This window comes from Sporosarcina trichiuri (assembly GCF_030406775.1).
Lineage (GTDB): Bacteria > Bacillota > Bacilli > Bacillales_A > Planococcaceae > Sporosarcina > Sporosarcina trichiuri.
Genome location: NZ_CP129119.1, coordinates 22,547 through 33,006 on the forward strand (window position 1 = coordinate 22,547; position 10,460 = coordinate 33,006).

The window sequence follows — 10,460 nt, forward strand, 5'->3', positions numbered from 1 at the left end:
TTCAGTGGCGAGTTTCCAGGAAGCCAAGCAGCGGAAAGAGTACGGCACCTCCGTTCATCAAGTGCTCGACTCCTTCCGTAAAGACGCGGACAACATGTCCTGTGTAGTCGTGGTCAGCATCGACCAGAATCGCAGTGTCCAGTTTGGGTATGCGGGACCGAATACCGCTGAAATGGTGGGCATCACAGAAGTTGTGAAGACGCATCTGATCGATCTGATGCGGGAGTAACCCCTCGACTTTTTCGCTCTCTTGAAGTCGTTAAAGAACAAGGCAAACACCCTACCGTGCCGTTGCACGTAAAAAGCGAATAGGAGGAAGCAGCATGAATAAAGAGCAGTTAAAAGCCCTCGGCCTGACCGATGAGCAAGCCGACCAGGTGATCGCAGGCTATGGCCAAATGATCCCGAAGAGCCGTTTGGACGACAAAATCGAGGAAGTGAAAAGCCTGAACGCCACCATCGCCGACCGTGACAAGCAGCTGAAAGAGCTGAAGAAGGTCGATGCGGAAGGGCTGCAAGCGAAGATCACAGAACTGGAAGAGTCGAACAAAAAGGCAAAGGCAGAATACGAAGAGAAGCTGAAAGCGACTCAGCTGAACAGCGCGGTCAAACTGGCGCTGGCAGGGAAAGTGCATGACGCGGATCTCGTCGCCGGCCTGATCGACGGCAAGACCATCGAACTGGATCAAGACGGCAAGGTCACCAAAGGACTCGACGAGCAGCTGAAGACGCTGCAGGAAGCGAAGTCCTTTTTGTTTTTGCCGAAAGAAGCACCTGCTGATCCACCTGCCCCGAGAGGCACCAAGCCGGCAGAGGGCAATCCCGCCGGAAAGCCTGCGGCAAGTGTCGGAGCTAGCTTTGCCCAGCAGATGAACGAGCAGCACAAGCCAGAAAATAACCCATGGAGCTAAGAAAGGAGCATTTACATGTACGTAAAAGACTACGGCAAGCGTGAAGACATCAACTTCCTTGCCAGCGCAGATGTAACAAGTTTCACTGAACAGATCAGTGACACCGGAGTGGCAGCCGACGAGAACGGCCGCAAGATCGTGAAGGCTGGCACCGTATGGCCGAAGAATGATGCAACAGCGAAAGGTCTCGTCTACACCGATGTGGACGTCACCAACGGCCCTCAGCCGGGAGCTGTCCTGTACGAGGCATGGGTCATCGAAGAGCGCCTACCGGTTGCGATCGACGCCCTCGCCAAGCCCGAACTCAAAGGCATCAAATTCCGATAATCTATCAAAGAATGGAGCGAAACAACTATGGCAAGTATCCTTGAACTGTTCAGCACCAAAGAAGTCCTGAACTATCAGCAGAACCGTCAGTACCCGGCATTGCTCGGGGAGACGTTGTTCCCGGAAGTGAAAAAGCAGTCCCTTGAATTCGACATGATCAAAGGCGGCAACGCACTACCAGTCGTGGCATCTGTCCATGCGTTCGATACTGAGGCGGAGATCGGCAGCCGTGAAGCCAGCAAAATGGCGATCGAGCTGGCACTCGTCAAGCGGAAGATGCAGCTCAAAGAGAAGGACATCATCGCCATCGAACAGCCGCGTAACGCTGCCGAACAGCAGTACCTCATGTCGCAGGTCTACAATGACATCGACGTCTTGACGGCAGGTGTCCGCGCTCGTATTGAAGCGATGCGGATGGAAGTCCTCTCGACCGGTAAGGTCACACTGGACGAGAACGGTCTCGACATGGTCGTCGACTACGGCGTCCCTGCGGCAAACAAAGAAGCCCTGTCCGGTACAGGCCTCTGGACGGCCGAGACAGCGGATCCGATCGAAGACCTGATGCGCTGGGCAGATAGCCTGTCTGCTCGTCCGACACGTGCCTTGACATCAACAGCGGTCCTCTCCGCTCTGCTACGCCATCCGAAGATCGTCGGAGCTCTGTTCGGGCGCGACTCCATGCGCGTCGCTACACGGAACGACCTGAACGCGTTCATGCAGCAGCATGACCTGCCGACGATTGCCGTCTACGACGCGCAGTACCGCAAGCAGGAGAAGAACGGTACCTACACGAAGCACCGCTACCTGCCGAAGAACTCGTTCGTCATGTTCGGCGACGGTCAGCTGGGTGAGACGCTCTACGGCCCAACACCAGAAGAGAATCGCTTGGTACGTGATCCAGCTGTCCAGGAACAGCAGATCGGGAAAGTCCTCGCGATGGTCTACGAGGAGAACCTCGATCCGGTCAGCACTTGGACAAAAGCTGTCGCAACTGCGATGCCATCCTTCCCAGCTGCCGATGAAGTGTTCCAGGCACAGCCTATCTTGTAAAGGAGTGAAACCCCTTGGCAAACGTCAAAGTGAACGACATCCCGGTGCGGTACGAGAACGAAACGTATCCGCCGGGTGCGGAGTTTGAGATGAAAGACGAGCACATCAACGAACGCCTGGTGACGGTCGTCGAGAAGAAGACGGAGAAGAAAGCTCCGGCGAAGAAGTAAGGAGGGGCCGCAGTGGACGTATTCGACATCGTGAAAGCCAAGCTCCCCGGGCCGCTGGATGAAACGGTCCTGGCCCTGCAGATCGCAGAAGTCGGGGAGCACATCAAGAACTACACCAATCAGACGACTGTACCGGACGGTCTCAAGTTCGTGCATGCGAACATGGTCGTCGACCTGTACAACGCGGACAAGCGCCGCGCTGATCCGGAAGGACAGACGGCCGTCTCCTCCGTCAAAGAGGGAGACGTCACCGTCCAGTTCGGCAGCGTCAAGGTGGACAGCCGGGAGCGGGCGATGGAACGGATGCTGTATGACTACGCCCCCCAGCTGAACAAATTTCGACGGATGAGGTGGTAGGATGAACGTCCAAGACATCATGCGGAAGGCCATACCTGCCGTTGAGTTTATGTATGACCGTACAGCCGCTGTGAAGCGTCATACGGAGTATGTAAAGCCGTCCGGGGCTACCGGTCAGCGATGGGAGGGCATCCACCCTGCCGTGCCGTGTCGGCTGTCTGCGCCGTCTCTCAGCAATACCAATCAAGGCGTCGTGAACAAGATCGATTACGACGTCAAGATGATCTGCTCCGCCGACTTTCTGATTCTCCCCGGTGACGTGATCACGGTGGACGGCCGAGAGTACACCAGCGCGAATGAGCCGTTCGTGTACGTCTCTCACCAGGAAGTCGCACTGACCCGGAAAGGTACAGCCTGATGGGCTTTGAATTCGGACAAGTCGCGGAGTTGCGGGACAAGGTGAAAGAGTTCCGGATCGCATCCGGTCGTGTGCATGACAAGATCGCCCGCCGAGTCGCGCTGCTTGCCATCCGGAAAGTGAAGCTGATGACGCCGGTTGATACCGGGGACTTGCGGAACAACTGGCAGTTTCAAGTGGTGAAGAAAGGCGATGTCTACGTCATCGTCATCTTCAACCAGGTGGAATACGCCTCGTTCGTTGAGAGCGGCCACCGGATTGTCGTTGCGGGGCGGACGGTCGGATGGGTGGAAGGCCGCTTCATGCTGAAGCTGACGATGGGTGAACTGGAGTCGATCGCTCCGAGAATGTGGGAACGCGAGATCGAGAGGGAGATGAGACGAATCTTTGGTCAATGACATAAAAGCCCTGTTGATCCAGCAGCTGAGAGCTGCCTACGGTCCAGGCGTCCATATCTACGATGAACCGGTGAAGCAGGGGCTGAAGACCCCTGCTTTTATTGTGCTTATCATTCATGACAGCCAAACGAGGAAGCTCCATCGCCTGGCCGAGTGGGAGTACCTGGTGAACGTCACCTTCTTCCCGTCGGATCCGAACGAGTTCTACACGGAAGCGGACGAGGTCAGCCAGACGTTCAAGATGGACTTCCGCTATATCGGCAACCTGTTCCACGTCCACAAGCTGGAGGCGGTCAAGCAGGATGGCGCTCTCGTCATCACGTTCACCGTCAAAAAGCTGGTGCGGGAAATCGTCACGGAAACGAAAATGAATCACTTAACCTTTGGAGGTGTGACAAGTGAGTAAAGAAAAAGCAGAAACAGTCGAGCAGCCGCGAACTTCCAAGTTCAGCAAGGCTGCTTTTTTAGATGCGGCAGCCGATCCGAATGAGCGGATCCTGTACGAAGTCGTCTTGCAAGACGGCCAGACCTATGCGAAAGACGAGGCCGCTGACCTTGTCAACGCATGGAAGAAGAAAGGAGTCGGTCAGTAATGGCAGGTGGTAACTGGGAAACGCAAAACAAAGTGCTGAACGGCGCTTATGTCAATTTCGAATCAAACGACCTGGTCGCGACCGGCCTGGACTCCCGCGGCACGGAAGTCATCCCGCTCACAGCGGACTGGGGGGAAACCGGAAAGTTCATCCGCGTCTCGCCGAACACGGACTTCGTGAAGACGTTCGGCGTACCGCTCTCGGGACTGCTCCCGATCCAGGAAGCTTTCAAGGCGACCGGTGACGTCCTCGTCTACAACCTGAGCGGAGCAGGCGAGAAGGCCACAGCGACCAGCGGCACGTTCACGGCAACCGCTGCTCACGGCGGCGCAGCCGGGAATAAGATCGTCGTGAAATTCACCAAGGCTTTGGACGGCACCGATACGGTCAAAACCTACTTTGACGGCGTCGAGAAGGACAAGCAGGAAGTCGCAAGCGCCGATGCGCTGGTCGCGAACGATTACGTCACGTTCACGGGCGCTCTGCCGCTTGCGGATGCAACGCTGACCCTGGCAGGTGGAACGACTGCACAAGCGACCAACGAGTCGTATACGGCGTTTGCAGCCGGTCTCGACACGCAGCGCTTCAAGACCATCGCTCTCGGGACAGACGACGATACGGTCAAGCTCCTGATGAGCCTCAAGGTCAAACAGTGGCGAGAGCAGGAAGGCAAAAACGTGACGCTGATCACGAACGTCTACAATGCCGCAGACTTCGAAGGCGTAGTCTCCGTGAAGAACGGCGTGTATGTCGGCGGTACGTTCATCCCCGCGAAGGATGCGGTCTACTGGTACGCCGGTGCGTATGCGAACGCCATTACCAACTCGCTGACCTATGCCGAGTACCCGGGTGCGACAGACGTCGAGGAATTGACGTTTGACGAAAAGGTACAGGCCATCCAGAAGGGTCACGTCATCTTTATCTATGACGCAGGCGCGGACGGGGTAGACCGCATTGTGGTCGAATCGGATATCAACACGTTCCGGTCGTTCACCCCCCAAAAGAATCAAGATTTCCGCAAAGGAAAAATTGTGCGACAGATGGACATTGTCTCGAACAATGTGCAGCACATCTGGTCGCGCTTTTTTATTGGAAAAGTGGACAACAACGAAGACGGCCGCAACCTGTTCAAAGGCCAGGTCATGAAAGTGATCCTCGATCCGATGGTGACACGCGGAGCCATCGAGCCGTATGACCCGGCGGAACTCGACTTCCAACAGGGGGCGACGAAGGACGCGGTCCTCGCTCGCATGGGCCTGAAGTTTAACGACGCCATGGAAAAACTCTACATGACGGTAGATTGCAAATAACTAGGAGGTGGATTGAATGTCCCCACGTTTGATGCGTAATGAAGATGCCATCTCCGCAAAAGAGGGCACCGTGTTTGTGACGATTGATGGACGCGTGCTGGAATACGCGGAACTCATCAAGTTTGAAGCGAAGGTCGACTACACGAAAGCGGACGTCAAGTCCGTCGGCAAGCGGATGAAGGGCAGCAAGATTGTTGGTGCAGAAGGTACGGGGTCGATGGAGGTCCACTACCACCGTCCGGAGAACCGGCAGCTCGCCCTGCAGTACGTCAAGACAGGCAAGTCGCCGGTCATGGACGTCACCATCGTCAACGCGGACATCACGTCCCGCGCAGGCAAGCAGACGTCGCTGATTAAGAACATCGTTCCGGATGGTGCGCTGATTGCCGCTCTGGACGGCGACTCGGAAGACTTGCTGACGGATGAAATCGACTTCACGTTCGATGACTTCGATTTCCTCGACACATTCAACATCATTGAAGACTGATAGACCCAAAAGGAGGAAGTTTGTAGATGAGTAAATTTAATGCGTTTATGAAGGGCAGCGTCAAAGCGGCCGAAGAAGTGAAAATGAAACTTGACCGTTTCCCGGAGGAGATCGTCCTCCGGCCGCTTACTGCGGGGGAAGCGGACAAGATCAACGAGCGGTGCTTCGTCAACAAGACTGGCCGCAAAGGCAAGCAGGAGCGCTCCTTTGACGTGGTCCGCTACAACCGCGGCGTCTGCTCGGCGTCCATCATCTATCCTGATCTGAACGATGCAGCCCTGCAGGAAAGCTACGGCGTCCGCGGCGCAGAAGAACTGTATGCAGAGATGTTCCTCTTCGGGGAGTCGGCACAGATTCTCGAGAAGGTCACGGAGATCTCCGGATTGAACGAGTCGCTGGACGATGACATCGAAGAAGCAAAAAACTAATTGACGGAGGGCCGGATGACATCAGTTCGGAAGCGGTGCTCGCGCATTACGCCTTGCACGAACTGCAGATTCGACCCTCTGAACTTTTCAATATGGAACGCAAAGAGAAGGCGTTCGTCTATGCCAGTATCCAGGTGAGAATCAAGGAAGAAAAGCGGCAGCAGAAAAAAGCGAAGAAAAAGTGAAACTTCTTCCGGTCTTCGGGTGTATACTTGAGCAAAGGAGGAATTCACATGATTCTCGTCTTTATCCTGCTCGGACTTTTCTTTTTACTGGTGGCGATCATGCTGCCGTTCGCGATCATCAAGATGGCCGTGACCAAGCCAGTGGCGTGCCCGCAGTGCGGCACACAGCTGAAGCTCATCTCGAACACCGGTAAGTGCACTCGCTGCAAAGCGAAACTATATAAGCACATGGACGGCGACTACCGTCTCCGCGCGTAAGCATCCGACAGCTCGGGTGCTTTTTATTTTGCACAGAAAGGCAGGTGAGGATACATGGCAGAAGCACGATCCAGTATGTCGCTCGAGGACCGCATGTCCGGTCCGCTGCAGAAGATCTTGAAAGCGATGGACAGCACTCTCAAAGTCATGGAACAGATGGACAGCGCGACCCAGCAACTGGACCAGAAGACGATGGCAAACGCCCGTCGCAGCATCGACAATGCGGCATCCGGTCTTGCTCGGATGCAGGCACAGATGAAGCAGACCAATGACGCCACAAGCAAAGCCGCACAACAGCAGGAGAAAATGAACGACGCCCTGCAACGCATGAAGCCGCCGACCGTGTTGGAACGAATGCGATCGCTGTATCAAGGCATGCAGCGTGAGATGGCCCAAGCGACTACGGCCCAGCAGAAGTTTGCGACCGCGCTGAACATGCTGCGTCCGTCCAACATGCTGGAACGTCTCAAGACGGTCATGAAGCAGCACGGCGACAGCGCAGACCACGCCAGTCGACAGCAGGAGAACTTCAACCGGTCTGTCGAGAGCGGCATTCCAAATGTCAAGAGTCTTGCCACCGGAATCCTCGGCGCCATCGGAGCGTACCAGCTGTTCAGCATGGCGAAAGATGCGGCGAAGGATCTCTTCTCCCGGGGTATCGAGTTTCACGCCTTCCGAGAAAGCGCGTCTGTCGCGTTCACGACATTCCTCGGAGACGCTGAGAAGGCGCAGCAGTACATGGACAACATGTACGCATTCGCGCTCAAGACACCGTTCGCTTATCCGGACCTTCTAGCTTCCTCCAGGAACCTGATTGCATTCGGCATGAGTGCCGAGAATACGTTCCCGGTCATGCAGGCAATTGGTGATGCTGTGGCAGCCATCGGCGGCGGGAACGCCGAGATGATGAACATGGCGGACATCTTCGGACAGATTCAGGCGCAAGGTCGTATCACCGCAACCGAAGTCAACCGTCTGAGCCAGTACGGCATCAACGCCTTTGAGATCCTCGGCAATGCAGCAGGGAAGTCGGCAGACGAGATGCGGAAGGAAATCAGTAAGGGTACCGTTGACGCCGGCACCGCGATTGGTGCCTTGGTCGAGGGGATCGATAAGAAATTCGGCGGCATGATGGAAGGGCAGAAGAAGTCCTGGGCTGGTCTCATGGACTCCCTCAACTCCGCTCGGCGGAATGCTGGAGCTGCTCTGACGAAAGATCTGATGGAGCCGCTCGCGGACTCTGTTCAGAACATCATCAACCTATTCAAGAAACTGCCGCAGTACATAGGGCCGGCAGTCAGCGCATTTATCCCGCTACTGAACAAAATCAATGAGGCCTTTGCAGAGGGCCGTTTCGACGGCATCTTCGACAGCTTGGCTGCAGGGCTGACCTTTGTCGCGGAAACGCTCGCATGGATCGGAGAAACCGGTCTGTGGGTCGCAGAAATCTTCATGGACAACTGGTCGTGGATTGCACCGATTCTGTTCACGATGTCTGCTGTGCTTGGTACGATCGCAGCCATCCTGCTGTTCAAGTATTCTATCCTCGGTTTGATCCGTGTGGCTACACTGGCATGGGCGGCCGCTCAGTGGGTCGTCAATGCTGCATATCTCGCGAATCCGATCGTCTTGGTGCTCCTGCTGATCGTCGCGCACATCGCGCTTGTCATCTACGCGCTATACGCGTGGGGCGAACAGACAGCGGCCGTGGTCGGCTGGATCGTAGGCTGGTTCTTCTTCTTCGGTCAAGTGTTCGTCAATATCATGATCGCCGTTCTGAACTTCGGCATTTCCGTTGTGGAAATGCTGGCGAATGCCTGGATGCAAGGAGTCTACATGATCCAGATGGCGTGGTTTATGCTCGGTACCATGGTGAACGTCATACTATCTGCCATCGTCAATTTCGCGCTGTCGGCAGCTGCGGCAGTCGTGAACACGTGGAATGACGGTCTGTACGCCGTGCAGATGGCGTTCCATACGATGGCACAAGCTGGGCTCAGCATTATGAGCGGCTTGTCCAGTGGTGTGGTCGGTGTGGTAAACGCGGCTCTCGGTGCTGTCACGGCACTCATCAATACGGCCGTCAGCGGGCTGAATGCGCTCATCTCGATGGCGAACAAAGTGCCGGGCGTCAACATCGGTGCAATCGGTACGGTCGACTTCAAGGTCAGCAACGGGGTCGGCAAAGCGCTTGGCGCAGTCGGTGCGGCTCTGCCGGCGCCAACCCGGAAAGCGGCATTCAGCCCTGGGAAGTATAGCGCCGGTGTCTTCAGCGGAACGATGCCAACAGCTCCGCCTTCCGTATCGTTCGGGAAGCAAGGGTACGGCAGCCCGATTGGTGCGATGGCGAATGGTATGGCAATGGGCTCTAATGCTATCAAAAACGTCAGTGGTAAACTGACGGGCGTGATCGATAAAGTGTCCGGACTGATTCCAAATGGAAAAGATTTCGGAGCCGGCATGCTGAATCCTGGCGACGTACCGGCAGGAGCTTACGATCCGACAAATGGAGGTGCAAGCGCTCCTGGAGGAGGGGGCAAGGCGCCGGGCAGCGGCGGCGGTAAAGGCAAGAAGCCAGGCGCAGGCAAGAAAGCACCTGGGGGTGGCAAGAAAGCTCCGGGCGGCGGGAAAAAAGGCAAGAACCCGACCGGAGGAAAGCTGGACAAGGTCGGCAAGATTGAAGATGACATCAACATTGCAGACGAGGACCTGAAGATGCTGAAGGACTTGGCCGAGCGGAAAGCCGTCAAGAACTTCATCACGCTCAACCCGTCCGTCAATTTCAAAGACACCGTCATTGAAAAAGACGCCGATGTCAATGTCATCATCGACAAGATCGACAAGCACCTTCGAGAAGAAGCGGCTCGAAGCGTGGAAGGGGTGTTTGACCAGTGAGCTATGGAATCTATCTGAGTGCAAAGAACGACAAGGAAGGGTTCCGCCTGCCGATCAATCCGGAGGAAGTCAGGGTGACCCGGTCAGGGGACGGAGAGACGTTCAAGATTGCCCGTCTCGGCTCGGTCAATGTCCCGAAAGCGCCGGACTTGCAAGAGTTCGAGTTCGAGTCGTACTTCCCTGCCGAACCGACGCACTACAGCGAGACGGACTTCCTTCCGCCGCAGTACTATATCGATAAACTGAATAGCTGGTTGGATGCCCGAGAGCCGATACGTTACATTTACGTAAACGGTTCTTTTTCGATCAACGAGAAAGTTACGATCGAGGACTTTGAGTATTCGGAAAGCTACGGGACGGCAGACGTCGACTTCTCGATTGAACTGAAACGGTACGTTGACTTTGGGCCGAAACAGCTCAAGATCGAGAAGCCGAAAACGCCGACCGCAGCGAAGAAGCCTGCAAAAGCAACTTCATCGAAGAAACCTGCGCGGCAGACGCAGAAGGTCGTGCCCCAGACATACGTGTTGGTGAAGGGCGACAGCTTGTGGAAAGTGGCGCAGAAGTACACGGGGAAAGGCAACAACTATCCTGCGCTCGCCAAGCTGAACAACATCAAGCCGAGCCAGTACCGGCGTCTGCCGATCGGGTTGAAATTGAAAATCCCGCCGGAATGGACCAAGAAAAAGTGAGGTGAGCGGACATCGAACTCCTGATAGACAACCGTGACGGG

16 protein-coding genes are annotated in these 10,460 nt (G+C 55.8%); all 16 read left to right on the plus strand.

Translation table 11 applies throughout. The features are described 5' to 3' along the window. Window positions 1–4 precede the first annotated feature (4 nt). The 16 genes from QWT68_RS00145 (at window position 5) to QWT68_RS00220 (ending at window position 10,419) form a co-directional block, all read left to right on the plus strand. Window positions 5–229 carry a hypothetical protein gene (locus QWT68_RS00145; protein WP_290148919.1) on the plus strand — a complete coding sequence of 75 codons (225 nt, stop codon included), beginning with the start codon at window positions 5–7 and terminating at the stop codon, window positions 227–229. A 94-nt stretch (window positions 230–323) separates the two neighbouring features. Beyond that, window positions 324–911: a phage scaffolding protein gene (locus QWT68_RS00150; RefSeq protein ID WP_290148921.1), complete on the plus strand. Its 588-nt coding sequence runs from the start codon at window positions 324–326 to the stop codon at window positions 909–911. Between the two features lie 15 nt (window positions 912–926). After that, window positions 927–1,238, plus strand: a complete 312-nt coding sequence (locus QWT68_RS00155; RefSeq protein WP_290148922.1) for a hypothetical protein — start codon at window positions 927–929, stop codon at window positions 1,236–1,238. Window positions 1,239–1,265: 27 nt separating this feature from the next. Further along, the gene (locus tag QWT68_RS00160) at window positions 1,266–2,288 is read left to right on the plus strand and encodes a major capsid protein (protein ID WP_290148923.1); all 1,023 of its coding nucleotides are present in this window, start codon (window positions 1,266–1,268) and stop codon (window positions 2,286–2,288) included. 14 nt (window positions 2,289–2,302) lie between these two features. Continuing rightward, a complete protein-coding gene (locus QWT68_RS00165; RefSeq protein WP_290148925.1) occupies window positions 2,303–2,458 on the plus strand; it encodes a hypothetical protein in 156 nt (51 codons plus the stop codon). 12 nt (window positions 2,459–2,470) lie between these two features. Next, window positions 2,471–2,815 (plus strand): head-tail connector protein, encoded by a 345-nt coding sequence (locus QWT68_RS00170; RefSeq protein WP_290148927.1) that lies wholly within the window; start codon window positions 2,471–2,473, stop codon window positions 2,813–2,815. A gap of 1 nt (window position 2,816) precedes the next feature. After that, a complete protein-coding gene (locus QWT68_RS00175; protein WP_290148929.1) occupies window positions 2,817–3,173 on the plus strand; it encodes a hypothetical protein in 357 nt (118 codons plus the stop codon). Beyond that, window positions 3,173–3,571 carry an HK97 gp10 family phage protein gene (locus tag QWT68_RS00180; protein ID WP_290148931.1) on the plus strand — a complete coding sequence of 133 codons (399 nt, stop codon included), beginning with the start codon at window positions 3,173–3,175 and terminating at the stop codon, window positions 3,569–3,571. Before QWT68_RS00175 ends, QWT68_RS00180 begins: the two co-directional genes overlap by 1 nt. Further along, window positions 3,561–3,977, plus strand: a complete 417-nt coding sequence (locus QWT68_RS00185; RefSeq protein ID WP_290148933.1) for a phage tail terminator family protein — start codon at window positions 3,561–3,563, stop codon at window positions 3,975–3,977. The genes QWT68_RS00180 and QWT68_RS00185 overlap by 11 nt, the downstream gene beginning before the upstream one ends. Continuing rightward, entirely contained in the window at window positions 3,970–4,164 is a 195-nt protein-coding gene (locus QWT68_RS00190) for a hypothetical protein (protein WP_290148934.1), read from the plus strand. Before QWT68_RS00185 ends, QWT68_RS00190 begins: the two co-directional genes overlap by 8 nt. Beyond that, complete coding sequence (locus QWT68_RS00195) at window positions 4,164–5,474, plus strand: phage tail sheath subtilisin-like domain-containing protein (RefSeq protein ID WP_290148935.1); 1,311 nt, start codon at window positions 4,164–4,166, stop codon at window positions 5,472–5,474. The genes QWT68_RS00190 and QWT68_RS00195 overlap by 1 nt, the downstream gene beginning before the upstream one ends. A gap of 16 nt (window positions 5,475–5,490) precedes the next feature. After that, a complete protein-coding gene (locus QWT68_RS00200) occupies window positions 5,491–5,961 on the plus strand; it encodes a phage tail tube protein (RefSeq protein ID WP_290148936.1) in 471 nt (156 codons plus the stop codon). 26 nt (window positions 5,962–5,987) lie between these two features. After that, window positions 5,988–6,389 (plus strand): phage tail assembly chaperone, encoded by a 402-nt coding sequence (locus QWT68_RS00205; protein ID WP_290148938.1) that lies wholly within the window; start codon window positions 5,988–5,990, stop codon window positions 6,387–6,389. 212 nt (window positions 6,390–6,601) lie between these two features. Then, complete coding sequence (locus QWT68_RS00210; RefSeq protein ID WP_290148940.1) at window positions 6,602–6,832, plus strand: DUF2614 family zinc ribbon-containing protein; 231 nt, start codon at window positions 6,602–6,604, stop codon at window positions 6,830–6,832. 54 nt (window positions 6,833–6,886) lie between these two features. After that, entirely contained in the window at window positions 6,887–9,727 is a 2,841-nt protein-coding gene (locus QWT68_RS00215; protein ID WP_290148941.1) for a tape measure protein, read from the plus strand. Further along, on the plus strand, window positions 9,724–10,419 hold the full coding sequence (locus tag QWT68_RS00220) for a LysM peptidoglycan-binding domain-containing protein (RefSeq protein ID WP_290148942.1): 696 nt from the start codon (window positions 9,724–9,726) through the stop codon (window positions 10,417–10,419). Before QWT68_RS00215 ends, QWT68_RS00220 begins: the two co-directional genes overlap by 4 nt. Window positions 10,420–10,460: the final 41 nt, after the last annotated feature.